We start from the raw sequence: 23,082 nt of genomic DNA on the forward strand, positions 1-23,082 counted from the left end.
GTCCCTTGGTGAGGCTACTTTGCTATGTTTTTAGTAGCTGCTTGCGCATATTCCATATGGGCTAGAAGTCTATTTGACACAAAAACCCAATGAACAGAAGCAAGCCACTGCCTTGTGGCCTGCAAACCGAACCGCCTTAGTGGCGGGTGTTCTGGTGGCTGCTGTTGAGCAGCTTGTCAGTGTAGGCAATGGCGATCGCCGAGAACAAGAAGGTGATGTGGATGGCCGTCTGGGCAATCAGCACCTTCTCGTCGTAGTTGGCGGCGTTGATGAAGGTCTTGAGCAAATGGATGGAGCTGATGCCGATGATGGCGGTCGCCAGCTTCACTTTCAGCACCGAAGCGTTCACATGGCTCAGCCACTCGGGCTGGTCAGGGTGGCCGTCCAGGTCCATGCGGCTCACAAAGGTCTCGTAGCCGCCCACGATCACCATGATCAGCAGGTTGGAGATCATCACCACGTCAATCAGCGCGAGCACCACCAGCATGATGATGGTCTCGTTTAGCGCGGGCACCGGCGCATCGGACTTGTAGCCAATGCTGGTGACCAAGGCCTGCAGGGCCGTCTGGCTGCCGAAGGCCGCTTCCAACAGGTGCACCAGCTCCAGCCAGAAATGGAATACATACACGCCCTGCGCCGCAATCAGCCCGATGTACAGGGGGAGTTGCAGCCAACGGCTCGCAAAAATAAAACGGGGCAAGGGGCGCAGTGCAGGCGTCTTGGAGTGGGGGTCTTGGGTTGTCATTAATAGGTTCAGTAATAAGAGTGACGCGGGCGGATTGTAAAAAATGTGGCGATGGCCTTAAGCAAGCGCCTGCAGCACCTGGCTGCCTTGCCACCGCGCGCCGGGCTCCAGCACCACCGGCACGGCGATAGCGGCTGCCTCTACACACACAAAGCGGGCAAAGTCGCCGGCCGGCAAGTCTGCCAACACGGCCTGCGGGCCGGGGTTCCAGACCACCACATCGGCAAAGCCCGTCTGCGCCAGCGCCAGACGGCTCGCAGGGCTGTGCAGCGCCATGGGGCCGGGCACGGCTTCAAACACCGTGTCGATAGGCTGCTCCAGGGACAAGATGCCACCCTCCGGCAACACACCCGTCAGCGTGGCACGCTGGACCGCCCCCACCTCCAGATAGGTGTGCAGGGCCGCCTGAAATGCCAGGGAGTTGGTGCCGGTGTTCTCCACCTGCAGGGTCATGTCCAGCGCGTGCGGCAACAAAGTCACGGTCAAGGTGCACACACAGTCGTGGGCCCACAGGGCGGTTTCCGCAGCGGCATGCTGCATGCGCAACACCAGCATGGGGTGCGCTGCTCCGGCGGGCGAGTCGGCCACCGCCCAGTCGCGGGTGCGGGCAAAGCCATGGCGCATCAAAGGACCACGACCGCTGAATTGCGGAAAAATCACCGGCACACCGCCCCGCACGGCCTGCGGACCGGCCAGCGGGGAGTTGGGGCTGCAATACAGGCGCTCGGCGCCCGTGCTGTCTATCCAAGAGATCACCTGCCCGCCTCGCAGCAAAGCAGTCACCGAGTCCCCATGGGCACCCTGCAGGCGAACGGCTGGCGCGCCGTCTATCGTCAACGTTTCAAAAGTCATTCCCACAGTTTATCGGGTGCTTGTGACGAAGGCCCCACTCCCCATCACCGCCCGCCAAGCCCCAAACGCAAAAAAGCCGGCTACCAGAGCCGGCTTTTTTGTGGGCGTTGAGCGCTTAGTAGCTGCTACGGCCGCCGCGGTAGCCGTCCGAGCTGCCGCGGTCTTCACGCGGGCGGGCCAGGTTGACAACGATGGAGCGGCCATCTACGGATTGGCCGTTCAGGCCATTGATGGCGGCTTGGGCGAACTCAGGCGTGGTCATCTCGACAAAGGCAAAGCCCTTGGAGCGGCCGGTGTCGCGGTCCATCATGACCTTGGCAGAGGTGACTTCGCCGAACTCGGAGAAGTTGCTCAAGAGGCTTTGGTCATCGACGGAGTAGGGCAGGTTGCCCACATAAATTTTGCTGCTCATGGAGAGCCTTTCAGTGAGTGCGCTGTCAGCCCGGTGGGCTGGGGTGCGCGGGTTTGCTGCCTTTGCGGGCGGCGGAATGGGGTGATGTCGGTTGCCAGGTGCGTGCGGCCTGCTTCAGCAGGTTTGCGCATTGGCGCTACCGGTTTCCAGCCAACCTTGGGTAATGGCGTACACACGGGCGGCTTCGCGGGAGGCGAACTCGCTGGTGAAGTTAAAGACGCGGCAGTAGGCGCCTTTGCTCTGGCTGCGCTGCACGGCAATGGAGGCACGGAACCGTCCGGTGTCGGTTTCCTGGGTAGCGGGCGACACGATGTAGTTGCCCATGGGGATAGCGGATTCGAAAAACTGATTCATGTAAGGGGAGAGGTGCGGGCCACGTTAGGAGGCCGGCGTGAGCACAAAAATATTCGGTTGGCTGCTGCTCTGCAGATCAACGCGGTCGACAGGTGTCGAATAAGCCGGTAACCGACATCAAGAAGCATCTCTTGGCGATTCCGTGGAACGGGGTGTGTTGGGGTAGCACCGTGTTCCTGGCCCTGATTATATTCGCATGGAAATATAAGTCAAGCTTTTTATACAAAATGGCTATGTAAGCCGATTTGGCACTCTGCCCAGATGTTGCTTGCGCTAGCAGCTCCTATTTCAATAGCACCTCGCGCCCCTCGATGCACTGCACTGCGGTTTCTGGTAGAACCCTTGACGCAACCCCCTCTTACAGGAGCTCCCATGTTCAGTCACGTGATCCTTGGCGTTAACGATCTTGAAACCTCGCGCAAGTTTTATGACGCGCTCTTGGGCACCCTGGGTATCAAGCCCGGTGTGCACAACCACAACGGCGAGGCCGGCCGCTACTTCTACCGCACGGCCACCGGGCTCTTTGGCATTACGACCCCCATCAATGGCGAGCCGGCCAGCCACGGCAATGGCAGCACAACCGGCTTTGCCATGAGCAGCACCGAGCAGGCCGATGCGTTTCATGCGGCCGGTGTCGCCAACGGCGGCACCACCTGCGAAGACCCGCCGGGCTGGCGCACCGCGGCCTCGGGCCAGCTCTATCTGGCCTACCTGCGGGACCCGGACGGCAACAAAATCTGCGCCCTGTTCCGCCCACCTAAAGCCTAAAACCCCAACCGCAGCAGGCTGGCAAAGCCCATGACCTCGGGCCAGCCTTCCACGGTTTGCAGCGCGGGCCGCAAGGTGCGCAGGCGCACCGGTGCGGTGAGCAGCACCAGGCACTGCAGCTCGGGGTCCGCAGGGTGCGGGTACTGCGCCATGCGCTCCACCCGCACACCGTCTGCCGCGAGTTGCTGCAACACCCGGGGCGCAGCAAGCTCAGGGCGGCTCAGGTCCAGGCGGACATAAAAAGCGCTCTCCACCTCATCGGCGCCCACCACCGGCAAACCGGCCTGCACACCGCGGGCAAAGCCCAGTGCCGGCACCCGCTGGTGCGGCAAAAGGCTGGCGCTGCGGGCCAGGTCCACCAAGTCGGCAATCACTGCAGAACCCGTTTGCTCCGCGCCCGCCCCCGCCCCGTAAAACAAGGTGGTGCCGGCTGCATCGCTCTGCACCATGACAGCATTCATGCTGCCGTGCACCTGCGCCAGCAAGTGGCCTGCGGGCAGCAAAGTGGGGTGCACCCGCAGCTCCAGCCCCTGGCCCCGGCGCTTGGCAATACCCAGCAGCTTGACGCAGTAGCCCAGGCGGGCGGCAAAGTCCACATCGGCCGCTTGCAGGTCTTCAATACCCTCGGCCTGCACCTCTGCGTATTGCGGCAGGGTGCCAAACGCGTTGGCCGCCAACAGGCTGAGCTTGTGGGCTGCGTCGGTGCCCTGCACATCAAAAGCGGGGTCGGCCTCGGCGTAGCCCAGAGCCTGCGCTTCGGTCAGGGCCGCCGCAAAGCCCAGGCCCCGCTCGCGCATGGCCGACAAAATGAAATTGCTGGTGCCATTGATGATGCCCGCCACCCACTCAATGCGGTTGGCCGTCAGCCCCTCGCGCAGGGTTTTGATGATGGGAATACTCACCGCCACCGCGCCCTCATAGGCCACCACCACGCCACGGGCTTGGGCGGCTGCAAAAATCTCGCTGCCGTGTTCGGCCAGTAAGGCCTTGTTGGCGGTGACCACATGTTTACCCGCCGCAATGGCCTGCAGCACCAGCGTGCGCGCCAGAGTGGTGCCGCCCATGACATCGACCACCACATCCACCTCGGGGCTGTGAACCAGCACTTGCGCGTCGTCAGTGAGGTGCAGCGAGGCAGCGTGTGCACCCAGCACCGAGCGCGCCCGCTCCAGATTGCGAACCGCCACCATCCGCACCTCGATACGGCGCCCGGCGCGCGCTGCAATCAGGTCGGCATTGCGCAGCAACACCGCCAGGGTGCCCCCGCCCACGGTGCCCAGCCCCAGCAGGCCCACGCGCAAAGGCGCTGGCATGTTTGGGGGCGCGGCACTGGCGGGGCTGCTGGCAGAAAGGGAGAAATGGTCTTGGTACATGGTGTGTCTTCCGGAACAGTTGCGGGCCCGGCTGCCGGGGCCGGTTCGCTCTGCGGGAGGTACACCAGGTGGCAGCCGGAACGGCCACCTGCACGACTCAGGTGGCCGTGGTGGTAATGGTGGTAATGCGGTGCACCGCTGCCCCGCCCGGCTGGGCGTGCGCGCTCAGGCGCAGTGGGTAAGGGCAGAAAGTGAACAACATGGGCCGGAGCATAGCACACACAAAGTGCTCCGCGCGGAGCAAATTAAGTGTGGCTTTTCAGGCGCCCAGTTGGGCCAAGTGGCCCGCACACAGCGCCCTGAAGCCAGCCGATATGCGCGCATCGGCCGCGGCGGCACTCCAGAAGCTGCGGGCCAGCGCCATGGCTTGCGGCCACTCGGGCAGGGTGGCGGCGGTGGGCTGCAAGGGGCGGTCTGCCAGCGGGCGGGGCACCAGCTCGCCGCCCACCGGGGCGTAAAGCATGGGCAGCATGTCGTAGGCGGGGGCCAGGGCCCAGTCGTCGTCGTCCAGCAGCAAGGAGATGTTGCCGTAGTGCCGGTCGGTGTTGGCAATGAGCACGCCAAAGGCTTCTAGCAGGCGCAGGGTGCGCGCGTCGGCGGGGCGCAGCAACTGGCGCTCTTGCATGCGGTTGGCGGTGGCGGCCCAGTTGTCCATGGCGCCCACGTATTCGGCGTCGTACACCATGAGCGACACCATGCCGATGCGCCCCAGCCCCTGCGGATTGGCCGGGCCGATGGGGGTGCGGTCAAAGCGCTCCACCTCTAAAAACACACGCCCCGCGCCGGTGCTGATGCGGCTCACCGCCGCGGCAATACCCGCGCTGGCCAGCGTCTGCAAAGCCAGGTGTTCGCACACCAGCAGGTCGCGGGTGCGCTGGTCTGCCGGCGCATCGCCCCCCGGAGAAAACTTGACCAGCACATGGCGGGCCGTGTCTCCACTGCCCACGATGGTGCAAAACTTAGGCTGCTCGCCCCCTGCCGACGAGCCGACCATGCTGCCCTGCATGGCCGCCTCGGCCAAGGCCGGGTAATCGACAGGCGACGCCGCGCGGCTGGCCCGCCCGGGCAGCGAGTGAAAGCGGGCAAACGCCGCCTCGCCCACCACCAGGTTGCCCGGCAGGTCGTCGCCACACAAAGCGAGGGCGCGGAGCACATCGTCGTCGCTCCAGAAGCGGGGGTCGTTGCCCAAGGCCAGCTCGGGGTGGGTGCTGGCAAAGGTGCGGCCCATAAAACCCTGGGGGCGCATGTCGTCCAGAAACCAGGGCAGGCCGTCAAAGCGGGCGCTCAGGCCGTCTTCTTCATCCACCCACACCGCGCCGCCAGCCAGCGGCACCATGCGGCCAAAGGGGCCTGGCTGGCCCTGCGCGTCGATGCGCATGACCGGCACGCTGCGCCCCACATCGCGCACGGTGCGGGGCAGCACATAGCGCTGCTTGCGGGCCGCGCCCACCTTTTGCACCTCGCCCGCCTGAATGAGCGGCGCCAGCGCCCGCGACACCGTGGGCTGGCTCACCCGCAACAGGCTTTGCAGCTCGGCGCTGCTGAGCGCGCCCCCCTGGCGGCGCAAGGCTTGCACGATGGCGGGAGACAAGTCGGAAGTGGCGGGCATGAATGATTATATGAATAGATATATTTTAATAAAACTCTATTTAAATCAGCTACTTAGCCGCGATGTTGCATAGATACACCAGCCACTGGCTGCTGCCCGCATTGGCACCACCGGCAAGGGCAGCGACAATCGGGCCCATGACTGACAAATACAAAGCCGCCGCCGAAGCCCGCGAAGCCGCCCTGTGCGAACCCTGCCGCGGCATCCAACGCAACTGGCGCCGCGCGCCCGGCCACGCCGAACTGGTGCAAACCCAAAACTGGAAAGAAGAGCGCGATGGCAAGCCGGTGACCATCACCCGCCACCGCTGCGACCGCTGCGGCAGCATCTGGGACTACGAAAACGACAAAAACAACCAGCAAGCCGGCTGGTCACTGCCCACCCGCTGAGCAGCCCCTCACCCTCTATATCGCCGCCACCGAGATCCACCCTACCCCGCCAGCGGCAGGTAGATGTCGGTCAGTAAATCCGCCGGTGCCGTGTTGCCGGGGTGGTTCAGGTAATCCTCAAACACGGGCAAATTGGCTGCCTCGTGGCCTGATTGGACGAGCCACTGGCCATAGAGCCACTGGTAGGCCGCGCGCATGGTGGCGTAAGGCCCTTGGTGCCGCAACACCGCACACAGGCCGCCTCCCAAGGTAAATGTTTCCAGCGGCGCGGCCACTGCGCCACTGTGACCCGGCGGCAAGCTCAGGCCCGCGCGGCTGTGCAGCTGCGCTTCGGGCACGGCGTAGGGGTCGTCGTAGTACACGGCCATCCAGCGCGTGTCGGGCCGCATCAGACCTTGTGCCGCCATGGACGCGTGGGTCTGCCCGAAAGCCTTGCCCATGCGCATGTACGAGCCCACATGCCCCACACCCGCCAGCGGCACTGCAGGCACATGGCGCACCTGCACCGTGTGGCCCGCGGCCGCTACCTGCGCCAGCCCCTGGCGGAACACCGTGTGCCCGCCCTCGGCCCGGTAGCGCGAAGGGCTGGTGCCATACATGCCGCCAAAAGCGCGGGTGAACGACTGCACATTGGGGTAGCCACACTTGCGCGCCACCTGCTCAATGGGCAGCACCGTGTTGGCCAGGTAACCCGTGGCGCGGTGCAAGCGCAGGCGGCGCACGGTGGCGGCAATGGTTTCGCCATAGAGCGCGTTGTACACACGGTGCCAGTGGTAGGGCGAGAGGTGGGCCACCTCGGCCAGGCGGGCCAGGTCTAGCGGCTGGTCCAGATGGTCGTGAATGTAGGCCTGCACCCGGCTCAGGCGCTCGGCGTAGTCTGTCCAGCTATGGGCTTTGTTCATGCCCTAGTGTCGCCCCAGCCCGATGGAGATGCTGATGTCGCCATGGGCGCCGTAGCGCTCAAATTCCGCCACAAAGGTTTTGGGCAAGGCAGTCTGCGCCCACACGGCGCCCCAGGCCGGGCCCACCCTGTCAAAGCTGGCAGGCAGCACCGGAAAAATGGCGCGCGGCCCGGCGGGCACCACCACCCGCACCATGCCCGCAGGCACCGGTGCGTCGGGCGTTACCTGCGCACCAATCACCAGCGAATACAGCCCTGTGTTGTCGCGCCCGGCATTGGCAAAGTGGGTGTACACGGCCAGCACATCGCCATCCACCCGGCCGCTGATGCGGTCCAGCACCCCCTCTTGCCCAAAGCGCTGCCAGTGCGGCGGAATGGTCTGCATAGCCTCCGGGTTGGTGGTGCGCAGCTCGAGACCAACGACCGTGATCGCCTCTGGCTGGTCTGCAACGTGGTGGGGAAACTCGGACGGGGTTTGGGGCGTAGACATAGAGCGATGGCCTGCGGGGTTGAACACAGGCTGCAGTCTACGAAGGCGGGCCTGACATTTCTTGCGGAGTTGCAGGGGCCACTGCTTGCTATGATTTCAGGAGCTACTTGCGCAGTCTTTATATGGGCTAGCGGCTCTTTTTACTAAGAATCCGCCAACACCGCCTGGTTGCGCCCACGGGCTTTGGCTTGGTAGAGCGCGGCGTCTGCCAGGCGCAGCAGGTCTTGGGGCGTGACGCCAACACCGGGCACCACGCTGGCGGCGCCGCAGCTCACCGTGACCACCCCGAACGGCGACTGGGCATGCGCCTCACCCAGCGCCTGCACGGCCTGGCAGGCGCGCTGGGCCAGCAGCAAGGCACTGGGCCCGTCGGAGGCCGGGGCCACCATCACAAACTCTTCGCCACCATAGCGGGCCACCACATCGGTGGCGCGGCCCACACTGGCCATGGCCTGCGCTACCTTGCGCAGGCACTCATCTCCCGCCTGGTGGCCGTAGTGGTCGTTGTAGCGCTTGAAGAGGTCCACATCCAGCATCACCAGCGCCAGTGGCTGGCCCAGGCGCTCCAGGCGCGCCCAGGCCTTGTGCAGCTCCTGGTCAAACTGGCGGCGGTTGGCAATGCCGGTCAGGCCGTCCACCATGCTGAGCGCTTCCAGTTTTTCATTCAGCGCCTGCAGCTCACTTGTGCGGTCGTCCACCCGCTGGGCCAGCTCGCGCTCCGAGGCCTGCAGGGTCTCCACCAGCTTTTGTTTGGCCAGCACCAGGTCGCGTTGTGCCTTGAGCTTTTCGCGGCGCATTTGAATAAAGCGGTCGGCTAACGCAAAAGCCAGCAGCAGCATTTCCAGGGTAGAGCCCGCCTGCAAACCATCTACCGTGAGCACGTTGGTCGGCAAAATGCCCAGCGCGCGCAGCAGCGTCATCAGCGAGCCCGCCATCAGCACTGCAAACGCACCGCCAAAAAAATACGCCGCACGCATGCGTCGGAAGATGCACCAAGCCACCACGCCCAGCAGCAGCACACACGACACCACGAATAGCCAAATAGTGAAGCGCGCCACCGACTGCACCACCGTCCAATACAAGACGGGCATGAGCGCGTGCAACACCATGCCCGCACGCAAGCCCAGGTCGATGCGAGGCAGGTGCTGCGCCGTGCCCAGCATGCTGCGCATGAAGGCCATGAAACACAGCAGCCCCCACGAGGTGGCCATGTAGTAGTTGGGGTTGGTCCAGGTAAGGTGCTGCGGCCACAAAAACTCGGAGGCCATGCCCGTCTTCTGCCCCACCGCCAGCACCGAAAACGCCACAAAACACACATACAAGGCGTAGGCCCGGTCGCGCAGCGCCACCAGCAGCATCAGGTTGAACAGGGCCATGGCCAGCGCCACCCCAAAGTACATGGCCTGCACCATGTAGTCGTGCCGCTCATGGTGCTCAAAGTCCGCGTGGGCCCACAAGCGCACCGGCAAGATCAGCCCGATGGTGGACTGCGCCCGCACATACAGCGTGAGCGAGGTCTGGGCCGGCACTTGCAGGGGAAACACAAAATGGCGGTTCTCGTGCGCACGGGTGGCAAACGGCATGTCGCTGCCGGTAGCGGTTTCCACATAGCGGCCGTCCGGGCCGGGGGCGTAGAGCGTTACGTAGGAAATGCGCGCGTTCACCACCTCCAGCATCTGGCGCGCCGCCTCGGGCGTGGCGTTGGACAGTTCCAGGCGCAGCCAAAACGCAGAGCGCGTAAAGCCCAGCGCCAGTGCGTCTTTGCTGTCGGCAGTGCTGGTGAACTTGCCTTGGGCAAAGGCCTGCTGCGCCTGGGCCAAGGTGAGTGCGGCGGTCGGGTCTTCCAGCAGGTGCGCGTGGGCAATAGCGTCTTGTGCGCCGTTGCCAGGCTGCACCACCGGCATAGCCAGTGCCGACCACGCCAGCGGCCACAGCAGCATGAGCGCCGTGCGCACCAGCCGATTTGCAAGCCTGAGCATCCAGTTCACCGCCATGGCCTCTGTTTGATGTGGTTACCCACCGTGGCGCGAGCTTACGCCCTTTCAGACCGGGGCCCCACTGGTGCCCACCCTGAGTACCGCCGCACAGCCCAGCCGCTGAGCGGAATGCCGGGCCCTGCCGCCCTGTTTTTGCTATGTTTTCAGGAGCTGCTGGCGCAGGTTTTATATGGGCTAGCGGCTCTTTTGACTTAAATATTAAAAAGAGTAACCAAAAGCACCGAATAACCCGAATTTGGAAGGCATGATCTCGCACAACTAAAAACGCACGCAGGGTAGCAGGTTTTTTATGGCGACATTGATTCCAACATTGGGGTCGTGCGTTTCACGCATGACGGGTGGCGAACGCAAGCTGGCCGAGCGGCTGGAGCAAAAGCTCGACGACGACTACCTGCTCTGGTACGACGTGCCCATGGGCCCGCGCAACACCCACCAGATATTGCACACCGCCAGCCTGGTGGCGGCCGACCTGCTGACCGCAGACGACAAAGACGACGACGGCATCCCCTTGCTCAAACCCGTGAGCTGCGGGCGCGAGGGGCAAGAACCCCTCATCATCAAACTGCCCAGCCTGCAAGCAGAGGCAGAAGCCATTGCCGACCACTTGGCCCAAGCCCACAAAGAAGGCTTTGCGTGGGGCGACATGGCCGTGCTGTGCGCAGACACCAAAACGCGCGACCTGTGCGCCCGCACCCTGGCGCAACGCAAGCTCCCCGTAGAGAACCGGCTGGGAGTTGGCGACTTTGACCCCACCAGCAACAAGATCAAGGTAATGACCATGAAGGTCAGCAAGGGCCTGGAGTTCCCCTTGGTGGCGCTACCCGGTATGGGACATATGCCTGCGGCGGGGGAGGATGAGAAGGAAGCGGCGCGGGTGTTTTATGTGGCGGCGACTAGGGCTACCCATTTCCTGTTGCTGGGAGTCGGCGGCAACGGTGACATTGGATTACGCATACAGAAACTCCATGACTTAAGCACTTAGTTCGTCGATTTACTCTCAAGCATCGCAGCACAAATATCTATCACAACGAATAAATCCAAAAACTGCACATTCATTAAGAACTCAAACAAATCATCTCAATCGACCACTGAACAAAAATGAAACCCATTCGACTAAGAGTTAAAAACTACCGCAGCATTAAATCAGAAGTAACAGTAAACTTGGAAAATGGTCTTACGCTCGTGGGACCAAACAATAGCGGCAAGACAAATATTCTCAAGTCACTTCAATTGTTTTTTTCCGGCCCTAATGGCTCGCTGTACAACCTACACCGTGATCTTCCATTTGGTAGCACTAATGAGCAGACAAGCATCACCATATATTTCTTACACGAAGAAAGACAAGATTCAAATTTTCTTAAGACATACATCAAAATGCTAAGTCATATAGAAGGATCAAAACAACTTACGAAGGAGATACCATTATTTCTATATTTCACCAGCACGGGAAAGCCGGTATATAAATTCTTTTCAAATGACAAAATAAAACCAAAATTGAGTCAAAGTTTCCAAAAATTACACCAAGAATCCCTTGACTCCCTATTAAGTTCGTTTGTTTGCAAATACATCCCATCAGAAAAGAGCAGCTCATTCCTATATGAATCATTCCTTCTACCCTTTATAAAAAAGGGGGTTGCAGAAATCATTCAGGAAAAAATTTCCAGCGTAACTGCCGAACTTGAAAAAATATCTGAAAACATCAACCAACAGTTAAATAACGGCGGCGTAAAAAATATTAAATCTATTTTCAAAGTCCCCGGCGATTTAATGGAATCCGTTTTGTCGAAATTTGACTTCGATATTGATGACGGAAACTCAACTGGTGCTGAATTCAAAGGCTCTGGAATCCAAGCGACAACACTGCTTGCCTCACTTAACTGGATAAGTGAAAAAGAAAGAAACGATGGCCGTTCAGTTATTTGGCTCATAGAAGAGCCTGAATCGTATCTTCATCCTAATTTGGCGACAGCGTGCAAAACAATCCTTAACAATCTCTCTTTAAATTATTTGGTAGTTACCACAACCCACTCTATTGCTTTTGTCGACCAGGATCCACTTAAAGTTGCAGAAACATTCATAAGCGATGGAGAAACTAAGGTTAAACTATTTACCACCTATTCAGAGGCCACTCAATCAATCAGGGCTGCACTAGGACTTAGATTTAGCGACTTCTACAACCTAGGATTGAAGAACTTATTTGTTGAAGGAAAGAGTGATCGTGAAATTATTCAATGGGCGCTATCAATAATCAAGCCCAAAGGCACAACAAATAGATTCACCCACCTTAGAGAGGCCAGTATCTTAGATTTTTCTGGAATATCAAAGCTGGAGGACTTCTTAAGAGCGTCCTATGAGTTCATGCAAAAAGAGCGCCCAATAATAGTGTTATTGGACGGCGATGAGGCTGGCATCAGAAGCTCAAGAGCCCTTACAGGTTATTTCGGCCAAAAGAAAATAAAATTTTCGTCAAACGAGGAATTTATTATTCTCCCAGACGGACTACCCATTGAAGGACTTTTTCCTAGGGATTGGCTCATCGAATTGCATAAATCAAATCCAAATTGGTTTGATAGCTTCATTTGCAATTTGAATGGAATGATTGTTGATTTAAAAATTAAAGATAGTAATAAACATTCACTTCAAGGTGCCTTAATGCGCAAGGCAGATACTGAAACCACAACGAAAAAACATTATGCGTGGGCGGCTAGCTTTATAAAGTTGTTCGATAAAATCGATGAATTGCTTGCCCACAAGACCCAAGCCATATCAGGTAATTAAGCTGATTAACTATCAAGATCAGCAATGTAATACTTGATCGCAAGGGCCTTTGTATCTCCAAGAGGAATGTTGCTGCCATACTCTCCCTGCGGCTGCACAGCAGGCAGTCCCAATTTCAGCCCAGCCAATAAAAAGGCCCATCGCCCATGCACGAAATCATTTGCCCCCACTGCAGCAAAGCCTTCAAGATCGACGAGGCGGGGTATGCCGACATCCTCAAGCAGGTGCGCGATGGCGAGTTTGAGCAGGCTTTGCACGAGCGCCTTGAATTGGCCGAGCGCGAAAAGCGCGACGCCATTGCCCTGGCCAAGGCCGAGGTGACCAATGCGCTGCAAAAGGCGGCGGCTGCCAAAGACACCGAGATTCAGGCGCTGAAAGCCCAGCTCGACGCGGGCGAGGTGGAGCGCAAGCTGGCTGTCACCGAGGCTTTGAGCAAAGTGAGCCAAGAGCGCGACGCGCTGGCCAACGAGCTGAAGAACGAACTAGAAAAAGCCCGCAACGCGCAGCAAGCGGCCGCCCAGTTGGCCGAAGCCAAGCTGGCCCAAGCGCTGCAGGCCGAAGCCGCCAAGAAGGACGCCGAGATTCAGGCGCTGCAAGCCAAGCTGGCGGCCAGCGATGTGGCGCGCCAGTTGGCCGTCACAGAGGCGGTCAACGCTGCCGTGGGTGTGGTGGCCCAGGAGCGCGATGCCTTGAAGAGCGACCTCACCCTCATCGCCGTGAAAAATCAGCTGGAAGAGAAGGCCATCAAGGAGCAATACGCCTTGCAGCTGCGCGACCGTGATGGCGAGATTGAGCGCCTGCGGGACATGAAGGCGCGGCTATCGACCAAGATGGTGGGCGAGACGCTGGAGCAGCACTGCGAGATTGAGTTCAACCGCATCCGTGCGGCGGCCTTTCAGCGGGCGCATTTTGAGAAAGACAACGACGCCCGCACCGGCAGCAAGGGCGACTACATCTTCCGCGACGTGGACGAGTCGGGCACCGAAGTCGTTTCCATCATGTTCGAGATGAAGAACGAGAGCGATGAAACCGCCACCAAGAAGCGCAACGAAGATTTTCTGAAAGAGCTGGACAAAGACCGCACGGAAAAGGCCTGCGAATACGCGGTGCTGGTGTCCCTGCTGGAGCCGGAGAGTGAGTTGTACAACAGCGGCATTGTGGATGTGTCGCACCGCTACCCCAAGATGTATGTGGTGCGCCCGCAGTTCTTTGTGCCGCTGATCACGCTCTTGCGCAATGCCGCTTTGAACTCCATGAAATACAAGTCCGAGCTGGCGCTGGTGCGCTCGCAGAATGTGGACATCACCAAGTTCGAAACCCAGCTCGACGAATTCAAGACGGCGTTTGGGCGCAACTGGCGCCTGGCCTCAGAAGGCTTTGAAGAAGCCATCAAACGCATTGACGAAGCCATCAAGGACCTGGAAAAAACCAAGGAAGCGCTGCACAAGTCCGCCAACAACCTGCGCCTGGCCAACGACAAGGCCGACGACCTGACCATCAAGAAGCTCACACGGGGCAACCCCACGATGGCGGCCAAGTTTGCGGAGTTGCCGGGGCCAGACATCAACGCCTGAAGCCCACCTCTCGCTGGCTGCGCACCGCCAGCACAAATGCTGTATCCATCGCCTCCACATACTGGTACAGCGCCACGTAACCGCGCGATGCCCGGCCAATCACCAGTTCGCGCTTGCCGCCCTTTACGGGGCGACCGATTTGGGGGCTGTGGGTCAGGATTTGAATGGCGTCCACAATTTCGCCGATGCGTTCGGGCGCAGTGCCAGGGTCATGCTGGTCGATGTAGTCGAAGAATCGGTCGAAATCGTCAAAGACTTCCGGGGCAAGCTCAATGCGGGTCATGCGGCGGTGGGCGATAAGCGGCAGCAGATGGTTATTTGCCGAGCTTGCGCGCAGTGGGCTTGCGGGGGCGTTCGCTATCAGTCTTCGCGTTGGCACGGGCGATCAGGTAGGCTTTGGCCTCGTCCCACGCCACCGTTTTGCCGGTGTTTCGGATGTTGGCCCAGCGCTCTTCGGCCAGCGTGTGGAAGGCAGCGTCCAGCTCCACTTGCTCTACCGTCTGGGCAAGGGCATCGACGATAAAGGCGTGGGCCGATTTACCCATTTGCTGCGCCGCAGCGGCTACGCGGGCTTTGAGGTCGTCTTCAATGCGGATGGTGGTCGTGGACATGGCGGCTCCGGTTGGTTCGACATCAATGTAGCACAAACGTGCTATACCTAATCCTCCGAGCGTTTGCCAATCGCCGCTCAACCCGGATTTGTGGATGACAAAAAAAAATGGAGGCCCTTGTCTCATCTCCGTGAGAAATCAGTTGAAAGAGAAAGCCATCAAGGACCTGGAAAAAACCAAGGAAGCGCTGCACAAGTCAGCCAACAACCTGCGCCTGGCCAACGACAAGGCCGATGACCTGACCATCAAGAAGCTCACCCGCGGCAACCCGACGATGGCGACCAAGTTTGCGGAGCTGCAAGGGACTGGCGAAGACTGAGGCGTATTTTTGCAAATACGCCTAATTTTTTGAGCCGCGTCCTCCGAAATTACCGACAAATACCAGTTATTGGTACTATTTGGCACTTCGTTACCCCATCCATCTCGGAGCAAGCCCATGACCCGAAGCACATCCATTTCGCTCGGTGAGCATTTCGACGCATTCATTGCGCAACAAATCAGCCGAGGGCGCTACGGCTCTGCCAGTGAGGTGGTGCGCGCTGGATTGCGGCAGCTAGAAGAGCATGAAGCGCGACTTTCGACCTTGCGCGCAGCGCTGGCGGATGGAGAAAACAGTGGAGCCAGTACCCCCTTGGATGTAGATGCATTCTTGAAGGCCAAGCGGCAAAAAATGGCCGGCACAGCCGCCAAAGACGCGGCTGCCCAGTGAGTAGCGACCACCTTTTTTCTCCGCTTGCCCTGGCGGATCTTTCAGATATTTGGGACTACAGCTTCAGCAACTGGGGGGCAGACCAGGCCGATGCCTATGTGCTGGCGATCCATGCGGCATGTGAGGGATTGGCGCAGACCTTGGCAAAAGGTCGCCAGGTCGGGCAAAGCGCAGAGCACATTCGCGCGGGCTACCACAAACACTTGATAGGTTCACACGTGATATTTTTTAGATGCCCGGCGGGCGACACGGTGGAAGTGGTGCGCATCTTGAACCAGCGCATGGATGTTCCTGCACACCTGTAGCCCGCTGGTGGTGGCTTTCAAAGACTCTCTCCCCGCCCCAACTTTTCCAAAAACTCCACGATTCGCTTCTGCCGCGTCTCCGCCCGCTTAGCGCTGGTGAGCCGGTAGTAGATGGTGAACAGCTGCTGCCGCTTCAGGGTGGCGTAGAAAGCCAAGGCGGCGGGGTGTTGCTGCAGCGCGGCCAAAAAGTCTTCGGGAATCTCCATGGTGGCGCTGCCTGCATAGGCGGTGGCCCTGGCCCAGCGGCCGTCGGCGCGGGCGGCCACCACGCAGTCGTCCCACGTCACGCTGGGCAGGCCGCTGCCCTTTTTGTAGATGCGCACCCACAGCTCGGGCTCGCTGGCGTGGTGCGCCTGCAGCCAGGTGTGCAATTGCTCGGGGGTTTCGAACGTGTGGAGGACCTTGTCGCTCATGTGGGGTGCCTGCTGAATGGGGGCGGGTGGTTCATGATTGTGTGCCCGCGCCGCACACCGCGTATCGTGCGGGTTTACCAACCCACGGGAAACTTGCCATGCAACTCGGCTACACCATCCTCTATGTGCCTGACGTGCCCGCCACGCTCAAGTTTTATGAAGCGGCCTTTGGGCTCACCACGCGCTTTCTGCATGAAGGCGGGGACTACGGTGAGCTAGAGACCGGCAGCACGGCGCTGGCGTTCTCCAGCCACAGCCTGATGCAGCAGCTGGGCAAGAACCCGCAGGCCGCCAGCCCCACTGCGCCCAGCTTTGAGATTGCGCTGTGCACGCCCGATGTGGCCGCCGCACTGGAGCGCGCCATCGCCGCCGGGGCCACGCCCATGCGCCCGGTGGAGGTCATGCCCTGGGGCCAGACGATTGCCTATGTGGCCGATATCAACGGCTTTTTGGTGGAGCTGTGCACGCCTATGGGCTGAGCATGGGCGAAAAACTGCTTGGGATTGCTACGTTTTTAGTAGCAATTTGCGCATATTCCACTTGGGCTAGGGCTTGTTTTTCTTCAATTTCTTAGCTCCCGAAGCGGGTGGCAGATAGTTGTCGCCCGACACCACGGATTTGCCGGTTTGGTTCTCCAGTTGCTGGCGGGCTTGAACGTAAGCGCGGGGTCGGCCATTTCCTGCATGCGCTCGTAGCCCACTTTGGCGGGCCACAGCTTGATGGGCTCGGCTTTGGGGCTGGGGACGGATTGGATGATGCGAAGTAGTGTCTCCGCGAGGGCGCAATCCGTTTCTCGCTGCTTGCCATCTGCCGCCGTTAATTTCAACCGTACGATTTCCTCGTACGGTTGCTCCGACCCGGCTTCCTGCGCAAGCTTCCGCTTCAAGTCAGACCAGTAGCGCTTGGCGCTTTTGCTTTCAGTCAACACCGGCACCACGTCCACTCTCCACATGCCTTGGAATGCCCCACAATCCTTGGATGAAAGCTCCCCCCCGACTCCAGTCTTTGGTTGAAGAAGGCCTTATCGACTCCGTGGTGCGCCAGCTCATGAGCGGCAAAGAGGCCATGGTGTTTGTTGTGCGCAGTGGTGACAACACCCTGTGCGCCAAGATCTACAAAGAAGCCACCCACCGCAGCTTCCGCCAGGCGGTGGACTACACCGAGAACCGTAAGGTCAAAAACTCACGCTCAGCCCGCGCCATGGCCAAGGGCAGCAAGTTTGGCCGCCAGGAGCAAGAGGCTGCGTGGCAAAGCGCCGAGGTCGATGCGCTCTACCGCCTGGCCGCCGCCGGTGTGCGCGTGCCCCAGCCCTACAACTTTCACGATGGCGTGCTGCTCATGGAGCTGGTAACCGACTCCGGGGGCGACGCCGCCCCGCGCCTGAACGATGTGGCCTTTACCCCCGAGCAGGCGCTGGCCCACCACGCCACGCTGATTGGCGAGGTGGTGCGCATGCTGTGTGCGGGGGTGGTGCACGGGGACTTGTCGGAGTTCAACATCTTGCTGGCGCATGCTGACGGGGTGGACTTTCCCGTGATCATCGACCTGCCCCAAGCGGTAGACGCCGCAGGCAACAACCACGCCCAGCGCATGCTGATGCGCGATGTCGGCAACCTGCGCGATTTCTTCGGCCAGTTTGCCCCCGCGCTGCTCAGCACCGACTACGGCCCCGAGATCTGGAGCCTGTACCAAGCGGGCATGCTCAGCGTTGAGACGCCGCTCACCGGCCACTACGAGCGCGCCCATGCCGATGTGGACATGCAAGCCGTGCTGCGCGAAATTGACGACGCTCGCGCCGAGGATGCAGCACGCCGGCTGCGCATGGCCGGCGGCTAGCGGAAGCCTTCCGTTCTGACAGTACGCAGGGGTAGCCAGCCCCTGACTGGCGTCGTTTGTTGCTGAATACGCAACTATTAATTGCAATTTAGACTGTTTATGTTCTTAAATAGAAATTGCACAATTCATCCCATCGACGAGACGCAACTTCAATAAACGCCCCATCGATGCTGTTCAGACGGTGCTTGACCGCCGCAGCCAAATCAACCACTTGGAAGGAACTTCATCATGACCAAAACTTTTACTTCTTCTATCGCTGTCGCCATTTTCTCTTTGGCTGCTTCTTCCGCAATGGCAGCTCCTAGCGCTGCTGCTGTGCAAACTTTCAATTACAGCGACTTGATCAGCCCCCAGGCGTTTGCCCGTGTGCACAGCGACAAGACCCGCGCCCAAGTGCGCGCTGAGATGCTGGTGAAGAACTTGGACATCGCCCCTGTGCAGTTCACAGAGCTGACAAGCCCTAAGGCGTTTGCCAAGCCCGTGTCGACAAAAACCCGCCTCGATGTGCAGAACGAATTGATCGCCGCACAGAAGTCTGGCAAGACCGACTTGATGGCCTTGATCTCTGGCTTCGAGGGCTAATCTGATCGCGGGGTGGATGCTCTAGCAGCGTCCTCCCTGCGGTGATCGATTCATCAGACAACCATGACTACTGCTACCTATCGTATTGCTTTGCTGGCAGTTCTCGTATTCGGACACAGCGCCTCTCAGGCTTTGCCGAGACTCCGCCCTGATAGTCCCCACGCTTCCGACACTTTTGCTCTGCCTTCACCGCCTTTGCAGCGGTCGGTAATGCCGTTTTCAGCGCGCCCCGTAGATTTTGAGTTCGGGGTGTTGCGAGATAGAAAACCTCCTACTTTCGACAAGGCTACCCAGCCAGCCATCGAAATAAGCCTGCCCCTCAACGGAGATCGTGGCTAGCGCGCTTTGCGCTGCGGACAGGTCCGCCCTCAAGCTTTTAAATCCGTTGCGACTGAATCGCCCGTCTCCGCTTTACAGAGCGTTGGAGCATGGTGGTGAGCACCCTATGTCGCAAACCGCTATTGAACCGATGGCCCCCTTGTTCACGAGCATTTCGACCCGGATACCGTCCGCCCACAGCAACTAGTGCACAACGCAGGGGTAGCCAGCTCCTGACTGGCGTCGTTTGTTGCTGAATACGCAACTATTAATTGCAATTTAGACTGTTTATGTTCTTAAATAGAAATTGCACAATTCATCCCATCGACGAGACGCAACTTCAATAAACGCCCCATCGATGCTGTTCAGACGGTGCTTGACCGCCGCAGCCAAATCAACCACTTGGAAGGAACTTCATCATGACCAAAACTTTTACTTCTTCTATCGCTGTCGCCATTTTCTCTTTGGCTGCTTCTTCCGCAATGGCAGCTCCTAGCGCTGCTGCTGTGCAAACTTTCAATTACAGCGACTTGATCAGCCCCCAGGCGTTTGCCCGTGTGCACAGCGACAAGACCCGCGCCCAAGTGCGCGCTGAGATGCTGGTGAAGAACTTGGACATCGCCCCTGTGCAGTTCACAGAGCTGACAAGCCCTAAGGCGTTTGCCAAGCCCGTGTCGACAAAAACCCGCCTCGATGTGCAGAACGAATTGATCGCCGCACAGAAGTCTGGCAAGACCGACTTGATGGCCCTGATCTCTGGCTTCGAGGGCTAATCTTTCTGCCTTGGAGCCCGTGAAGACTGCAGCCCGCATGGTGCCTTCATGCAGTGCGGTTAAATCACGGGTTTCCATTCCCGAAGAACGCGTCGATGAAATACAAAATGGCTCCCAATTCACTGTTTGCGATCTTGCTGCGCAACCCGTGGTGGTACAGCGTTTTGATTGCAGGCGTCATCAGTGTTCTGTGCGCATCACTGATGCCCAAAGACTTGGTTGTCTTTGGCATCATGGGCGCATTCCCATTCTTGGTGATCGGGGCAATGGCGTTCAAGCGGCAATGGACACCCCGTCAGCGGCGGCCGTAGCGGCCGAGACAGCACGCGTGGCGGGCTTGTCTTGGCGAGAGTTTTCCGCAGAGTTGGACGCCAAATTTGCCCGCCAAGGCTATAGCATGATGCGTTTAGGGACCAACGCCTCTGGGGGCGCAGCCGACTTCCGCTTGGAAAAGGCAGGACAGGTCACCCTGGTAGCTGCCAAGCGCTACAAAGCGGCCACCCACGGGGTGGAACCGCTCGAAGCCTTGGTGGCCCAAAAAGAAGCGCTGGGTGCGGACTTTGCTGTGTATGTGTGCTTGGGCTCTGTGAGCCCGCAAGCGGCCAAGTTTGCCAAAGACAAGGCCTTCCAACTAGGGCTCTGAAGCACACAGCGCTGCGGCAGCGGGCTTAACCCAAGTGTTTGCCGAAAAAGTGCAGCGTGCGGTCCCACGCCTGCTGGGCCTAGACCGGGTCGAACTGTGTTGCGGGGGTGCGGCCGGCGCCCACAGCGGTTTCATTGGCAAAAGCGTGGTGTGCCAGATAGCGGTGAAACTCAAAGCCCACACCCGCGACGGTGAGCTTGGCCTCTAGCCCGTCTACGGTGTCAATGGCAAAGAACTGGTCTTGAGTAGCCCAGTGACCTTGCAAAGGCGCCTTGATTTTGCCGGCGTCGATGTAGTCGAGCGGCGGGCAGCCGTACCAGACCACAGCCGCATCAATATCCGGCGACTGGGTCACACCTAGGAGCGTGAGCGCACCGCCCATACAGAAGCCGGTGAGACCGACTTTGGGGGCGCGGGTTTTCATGAACTGCACCGCACTGGTAATGTCTTGGCCGGCGGCGTCGCCGAAATCAAGCGCGGTCATGAGGTGGTGGGCTTCTTCGGCCTCGACGGTGGATTTGCCGCGGTACAGATCCGGCACCAATGCCTGAAAACCCGCTAGGGCCAGCCGGTCGGCGACGCCACGGATCTGGTCGTTCAGGCCCCACCACTCCTGGATGACCACGATGGCCGGGGCATTGGATACGTGGGCCGGGACGGCCAGATAACCTTGCACGGCTTTGCCGTCAGGCCGCTGAAATTCAACCATGGTTCCCATTGCTGCTCCTATGAAGTAAAAAGTACCTGCACATTCTTACCTCGCGCGCGCGCCCTAGGAGTTACAGGGAATTCAGTGCGGCGCGCTTCATGGCGTCGAGCTTGGGCTTCATGTAGAAGCCCATGAAAAACCCGATCAGCAGGCCGATGGGCAGTGAGCGGCTGAAGGCGTGCCACCAGTAGAGCGGCAGGCTGGCGTCCCAGGGGCTGTTGATCAGCGAAATGACCAGGGCCAGCAGGCTCTCAATGGCCAGGGAGCTCAGGAGAGACACCACCACCTTGCGCCAAAACGGCCGCATGCCCGGGGCCACCCATGCCACCAGCTTTTCGAGCTGGCCGATGCCCAGCAAGATCAGCGGCAAGACCACCACACTGGTGGCGAAGTTGCGCGCCCACAGGGCAACAAATACAGTGCCGGCTGCGGCGTTGGCCCAGGTCATGAAGGCGCTGAGCAGCAGTGCGATGGTGGGCAGAATCAGAACAGGGGCCGGGATTTTGCGGAATGCGGAGATAGGCATAAATATATTAATAGTTGACAATATCAACATTGTAGAAATATTGGTTGATAAAGTCAACCATAAATAGCCATGCCGATTGCATCCCCTTCCGCCCCCTTGCCCGACACGGCGCTGCCCGTGGCCACGTTTGTGGCGTTCATGACCGCGTCTGGCAATGCCCAGCAAATCCTCAAGGCCCGCATGCTGGCGGCTGACGCCGAGCAAGGCCTGGGGCCGCTGCATCTGCACGCGCTGTGCCTGTGCCAGCGCAGCCCCGGCGCCACCCAGCAGCAGCTGGTGCAGGCCATGGGGCGGGACAAGGGCCAGATGGCCCGCTTGATCCGCGAGCTGGAAGACCGCCAACTGCTGCTGCGCACCCCTGATGCGAACGACCGCCGGGTGTGGCGGCTCAGTGTCACGCCGGAAGGCGAGCTCCGGTGCACCCGCTTTCTGGCTCTGGAGGCGACCCTGGCGCAAGACTTGTTTGGCACGCTGGGCGAGGGTGAGCTGGCGTCGCTGTTAGCCATGTTGCAAAAAGTGCAGGCCCGCGTGGACGGAATGGAAGCCCATGCTTAAGCCAGCCCCAGCAGCACCCCATGCGGTGTCGCGCTTGCGTGCGGCGCGATTGGCCCGCAGCAGCAAACCGTTTCTGGCGCGCGGCGGCATGAAGGGCGAGCGCTGCCCGGGCTGCCGCATCAACCCGGCGCACTGCATTTGCCCGCTGCAGCCGCAGGTGCCGGCCCGTGCGGGGGTGTGCCTGATCATGGCGGACATTGAGGCTCTCAAACCCAGCAACACCGGCTGGCTGATTGCCGATGTGGTGGCCGACACTTTTGCTTTCGGCTGGGCGCGCACGGAGGTAGACCCCGCCCTGCTGGCCCTGCTGGCCGACCCGCAGTGGCTGCCGGTGGTGGTGTTTCCGGGGGAGTTTGTGGTGCCGGGGCGGGTGGTTCACACCCTGCCGCCTGCCGCCCAGGCGCCCCAGGGCACAAGCACCGCGCCGGGCAAGCGGCCGCTGTTTATCTTGCTCGACGCCACCTGGCCCGAGGCGCGCAAGATGTTCCGCAAGAGCCCCTACCTTGATGCCTTGCCGGTACTGAGCTTGCAGCCCGAGCAGATGTCGCGCTACCGCCTGCGCCGCAGCCGCCGCGAAGACCACTTTTGCACGAGCGAGGTGGGCGCCCTGTGCCTGGAGCTGGCGGGCGACACCCGGGCCGCGCTGGCGCTGGAGGCCTGGCTGGAGGTGTACACCCACCACTACCTGCAGGCCAAACACCAGTTGCCGCCGCAACTGGACACACCGGCGCACCTCGCGTTACAACATTTGGCGCAAGAGGCCACCCCGGCCGGTGGATAATGCGCTCCTGTTTTGATAGCTGCTTGCGCACATAAAACGTGGGCTAGAAGCCGATTTGGCACTCAACTCCCGGAGATTC

Annotated in this window: 30 protein-coding genes and 1 pseudogene; 15 read left to right on the forward strand and 16 right to left on the reverse strand. The window is 60.1% G+C overall.

Annotated features, from left to right (window positions below; translation table 11 throughout):
* Window positions 1–136: 136 nt before the first annotated feature.
* From QZW03_RS11655 to QZW03_RS11670, 4 genes are all read right to left on the reverse strand, one after another.
* Window positions 137–745, reverse strand: a complete 609-nt coding sequence (locus QZW03_RS11655; RefSeq protein ID WP_296510174.1) for a TIGR00645 family protein — start codon at window positions 743–745, stop codon at window positions 137–139.
* A 57-nt stretch (window positions 746–802) separates the two neighbouring features.
* The gene (locus QZW03_RS11660; RefSeq protein ID WP_296510175.1) at window positions 803–1,597 is read right to left on the reverse strand and encodes a D-hexose-6-phosphate mutarotase; all 795 of its coding nucleotides are present in this window, start codon (window positions 1,595–1,597) and stop codon (window positions 803–805) included.
* A gap of 115 nt (window positions 1,598–1,712) precedes the next feature.
* The gene (locus QZW03_RS11665) at window positions 1,713–2,009 is read right to left on the reverse strand and encodes an RNA-binding protein (protein ID WP_296510176.1); all 297 of its coding nucleotides are present in this window, start codon (window positions 2,007–2,009) and stop codon (window positions 1,713–1,715) included.
* 114 nt (window positions 2,010–2,123) lie between these two features.
* Window positions 2,124–2,363: a hypothetical protein gene (locus QZW03_RS11670; protein ID WP_296510177.1), complete on the reverse strand. Its 240-nt coding sequence runs from the start codon at window positions 2,361–2,363 to the stop codon at window positions 2,124–2,126.
* A 372-nt stretch (window positions 2,364–2,735) separates the two neighbouring features.
* Between QZW03_RS11670 and QZW03_RS11675 the strand changes: the two genes are divergently transcribed.
* Complete coding sequence (locus QZW03_RS11675) at window positions 2,736–3,131, forward strand: VOC family protein (RefSeq protein ID WP_296510178.1); 396 nt, start codon at window positions 2,736–2,738, stop codon at window positions 3,129–3,131.
* On the opposite strand, the gene QZW03_RS11680 is transcribed toward QZW03_RS11675, so the two are convergent.
* Both QZW03_RS11680 and yjjJ read right to left on the reverse strand, forming a co-directional pair.
* Window positions 3,128–4,504, reverse strand: coding sequence for a homoserine dehydrogenase (locus QZW03_RS11680; protein WP_296510179.1), 1,377 nt, complete (start codon window positions 4,502–4,504; stop codon window positions 3,128–3,130). The two genes, QZW03_RS11675 and QZW03_RS11680, sit on opposite strands and share 4 nt — an antisense overlap.
* Window positions 4,505–4,763: 259 nt before the next feature.
* Window positions 4,764–6,113 (reverse strand): type II toxin-antitoxin system HipA family toxin YjjJ, encoded by a 1,350-nt coding sequence (yjjJ, locus tag QZW03_RS11685; protein WP_296510180.1) that lies wholly within the window; start codon window positions 6,111–6,113, stop codon window positions 4,764–4,766.
* Between the two features lie 137 nt (window positions 6,114–6,250).
* Between yjjJ and QZW03_RS11690 the strand changes: the two genes are divergently transcribed.
* The gene (locus QZW03_RS11690) at window positions 6,251–6,502 is read left to right on the forward strand and encodes a hypothetical protein (RefSeq protein WP_296510181.1); all 252 of its coding nucleotides are present in this window, start codon (window positions 6,251–6,253) and stop codon (window positions 6,500–6,502) included.
* Window positions 6,503–6,543: 41 nt separating this feature from the next.
* On the opposite strand, the gene QZW03_RS11695 is transcribed toward QZW03_RS11690, so the two are convergent.
* The 3 genes from QZW03_RS11695 to QZW03_RS11705 form a co-directional block, all read right to left on the reverse strand.
* Complete coding sequence (locus tag QZW03_RS11695) at window positions 6,544–7,404, reverse strand: AraC family transcriptional regulator (RefSeq protein ID WP_296510182.1); 861 nt, start codon at window positions 7,402–7,404, stop codon at window positions 6,544–6,546.
* Between the two features lie 3 nt (window positions 7,405–7,407).
* Window positions 7,408–7,893 carry a GyrI-like domain-containing protein gene (locus QZW03_RS11700; protein WP_296510183.1) on the reverse strand — a complete coding sequence of 162 codons (486 nt, stop codon included), beginning with the start codon at window positions 7,891–7,893 and terminating at the stop codon, window positions 7,408–7,410.
* Window positions 7,894–8,036: 143 nt separating this feature from the next.
* Complete coding sequence (locus QZW03_RS11705) at window positions 8,037–9,887, reverse strand: diguanylate cyclase (RefSeq protein WP_296510184.1); 1,851 nt, start codon at window positions 9,885–9,887, stop codon at window positions 8,037–8,039.
* Window positions 9,888–10,179: 292 nt separating this feature from the next.
* Here QZW03_RS11705 and QZW03_RS11710 point away from each other — a divergent pair, with 292 nt between their 5' ends.
* The 3 genes from QZW03_RS11710 to QZW03_RS11720 all read left to right on the forward strand — a co-directional run bounded on the left by QZW03_RS11710 (window position 10,180) and on the right by QZW03_RS11720 (window position 14,242).
* Window positions 10,180–10,872: a 3'-5' exonuclease gene (locus tag QZW03_RS11710; RefSeq protein ID WP_296510185.1), complete on the forward strand. Its 693-nt coding sequence runs from the start codon at window positions 10,180–10,182 to the stop codon at window positions 10,870–10,872.
* A 116-nt stretch (window positions 10,873–10,988) separates the two neighbouring features.
* Window positions 10,989–12,668 (forward strand): AAA family ATPase, encoded by a 1,680-nt coding sequence (locus QZW03_RS11715; RefSeq protein ID WP_296510186.1) that lies wholly within the window; start codon window positions 10,989–10,991, stop codon window positions 12,666–12,668.
* 146 nt (window positions 12,669–12,814) lie between these two features.
* Window positions 12,815–14,242 (forward strand): DUF2130 domain-containing protein, encoded by a 1,428-nt coding sequence (locus QZW03_RS11720; protein ID WP_296510187.1) that lies wholly within the window; start codon window positions 12,815–12,817, stop codon window positions 14,240–14,242.
* Here QZW03_RS11720 and QZW03_RS11725 read toward each other — a convergent pair.
* Window positions 14,232–14,525 carry a type II toxin-antitoxin system RelE/ParE family toxin gene (locus tag QZW03_RS11725; protein ID WP_296510188.1) on the reverse strand — a complete coding sequence of 98 codons (294 nt, stop codon included), beginning with the start codon at window positions 14,523–14,525 and terminating at the stop codon, window positions 14,232–14,234. The two genes, QZW03_RS11720 and QZW03_RS11725, sit on opposite strands and share 11 nt — an antisense overlap.
* A 31-nt stretch (window positions 14,526–14,556) precedes the next feature.
* On the reverse strand, window positions 14,557–14,853 hold the full coding sequence (locus QZW03_RS11730) for a ribbon-helix-helix protein, CopG family (protein ID WP_296510189.1): 297 nt from the start codon (window positions 14,851–14,853) through the stop codon (window positions 14,557–14,559).
* Window positions 14,854–15,001: 148 nt separating this feature from the next.
* On the opposite strand from QZW03_RS11730, the pseudogene QZW03_RS11735 reads away from it, so the two are divergent.
* The 3 genes and pseudogenes from QZW03_RS11735 to QZW03_RS11745 form a co-directional block, all read left to right on the forward strand.
* Window positions 15,002–15,172, forward strand: a pseudogene (locus QZW03_RS11735) (DUF2130 domain-containing protein); the annotation flags it as partial.
* Between the two features lie 117 nt (window positions 15,173–15,289).
* Window positions 15,290–15,562 (forward strand): type II toxin-antitoxin system ParD family antitoxin, encoded by a 273-nt coding sequence (locus tag QZW03_RS11740; protein ID WP_296510190.1) that lies wholly within the window; start codon window positions 15,290–15,292, stop codon window positions 15,560–15,562.
* A complete protein-coding gene (locus tag QZW03_RS11745) occupies window positions 15,559–15,867 on the forward strand; it encodes a type II toxin-antitoxin system RelE/ParE family toxin (protein ID WP_296510191.1) in 309 nt (102 codons plus the stop codon). Before QZW03_RS11740 ends, QZW03_RS11745 begins: the two co-directional genes overlap by 4 nt.
* Window positions 15,868–15,884: 17 nt before the next feature.
* Here QZW03_RS11745 and QZW03_RS11750 read toward each other — a convergent pair whose 3' ends face one another.
* Window positions 15,885–16,280, reverse strand: coding sequence for a YdeI/OmpD-associated family protein (locus QZW03_RS11750; protein ID WP_296510192.1), 396 nt, complete (start codon window positions 16,278–16,280; stop codon window positions 15,885–15,887).
* A gap of 98 nt (window positions 16,281–16,378) precedes the next feature.
* Here QZW03_RS11750 and QZW03_RS11755 point away from each other — a divergent pair, with 98 nt between their 5' ends.
* Window positions 16,379–16,759: a VOC family protein gene (locus tag QZW03_RS11755; RefSeq protein ID WP_296510193.1), complete on the forward strand. Its 381-nt coding sequence runs from the start codon at window positions 16,379–16,381 to the stop codon at window positions 16,757–16,759.
* Between the two features lie 83 nt (window positions 16,760–16,842).
* On the opposite strand, the gene QZW03_RS11760 is transcribed toward QZW03_RS11755, so the two are convergent.
* A complete protein-coding gene (locus QZW03_RS11760; RefSeq protein ID WP_296510194.1) occupies window positions 16,843–17,217 on the reverse strand; it encodes a hypothetical protein in 375 nt (124 codons plus the stop codon).
* Between the two features lie 41 nt (window positions 17,218–17,258).
* Between QZW03_RS11760 and QZW03_RS11765 the strand changes: the two genes are divergently transcribed.
* From QZW03_RS11765 to QZW03_RS11775, 3 genes are all read left to right on the forward strand, one after another.
* Window positions 17,259–18,116: a PA4780 family RIO1-like protein kinase gene (locus QZW03_RS11765; RefSeq protein ID WP_296510195.1), complete on the forward strand. Its 858-nt coding sequence runs from the start codon at window positions 17,259–17,261 to the stop codon at window positions 18,114–18,116.
* A gap of 228 nt (window positions 18,117–18,344) precedes the next feature.
* Window positions 18,345–18,698 (forward strand): DUF4148 domain-containing protein, encoded by a 354-nt coding sequence (locus tag QZW03_RS11770; protein WP_296510196.1) that lies wholly within the window; start codon window positions 18,345–18,347, stop codon window positions 18,696–18,698.
* 737 nt (window positions 18,699–19,435) lie between these two features.
* Window positions 19,436–19,789: a DUF4148 domain-containing protein gene (locus QZW03_RS11775; RefSeq protein WP_296510196.1), complete on the forward strand. Its 354-nt coding sequence runs from the start codon at window positions 19,436–19,438 to the stop codon at window positions 19,787–19,789.
* A gap of 64 nt (window positions 19,790–19,853) precedes the next feature.
* Here QZW03_RS11775 and QZW03_RS11780 read toward each other — a convergent pair whose 3' ends face one another.
* Window positions 19,854–20,024 (reverse strand): hypothetical protein, encoded by a 171-nt coding sequence (locus QZW03_RS11780; RefSeq protein WP_296510197.1) that lies wholly within the window; start codon window positions 20,022–20,024, stop codon window positions 19,854–19,856.
* A gap of 48 nt (window positions 20,025–20,072) precedes the next feature.
* Here QZW03_RS11780 and QZW03_RS11785 point away from each other — a divergent pair, with 48 nt between their 5' ends.
* On the forward strand, window positions 20,073–20,432 hold the full coding sequence (locus tag QZW03_RS11785) for a restriction endonuclease (RefSeq protein WP_296510198.1): 360 nt from the start codon (window positions 20,073–20,075) through the stop codon (window positions 20,430–20,432).
* A gap of 79 nt (window positions 20,433–20,511) precedes the next feature.
* Here the strand turns inward: QZW03_RS11785 and QZW03_RS11790 are convergent, their stop codons facing one another.
* The gene (locus tag QZW03_RS11790; protein ID WP_296510199.1) at window positions 20,512–21,150 is read right to left on the reverse strand and encodes a dienelactone hydrolase family protein; all 639 of its coding nucleotides are present in this window, start codon (window positions 21,148–21,150) and stop codon (window positions 20,512–20,514) included.
* 61 nt (window positions 21,151–21,211) lie between these two features.
* A complete protein-coding gene (locus tag QZW03_RS11795) occupies window positions 21,212–21,667 on the reverse strand; it encodes a hypothetical protein (protein ID WP_296510200.1) in 456 nt (151 codons plus the stop codon).
* Between the two features lie 69 nt (window positions 21,668–21,736).
* On the opposite strand from QZW03_RS11795, the gene QZW03_RS11800 reads away from it, so the two are divergent.
* A complete protein-coding gene (locus QZW03_RS11800; RefSeq protein ID WP_296510201.1) occupies window positions 21,737–22,222 on the forward strand; it encodes a MarR family transcriptional regulator in 486 nt (161 codons plus the stop codon).
* Complete coding sequence (locus QZW03_RS11805; protein ID WP_296510202.1) at window positions 22,215–23,003, forward strand: tRNA-uridine aminocarboxypropyltransferase; 789 nt, start codon at window positions 22,215–22,217, stop codon at window positions 23,001–23,003. Before QZW03_RS11800 ends, QZW03_RS11805 begins: the two co-directional genes overlap by 8 nt.
* The last annotated feature ends 79 nt before the right edge of the window (window positions 23,004–23,082 follow it).

This window comes from Rhodoferax sp., from assembly GCF_013297935.1.
In the GTDB taxonomy this organism is placed as follows: Bacteria; Pseudomonadota; Gammaproteobacteria; order Burkholderiales; family Burkholderiaceae_C; genus Allorhodoferax.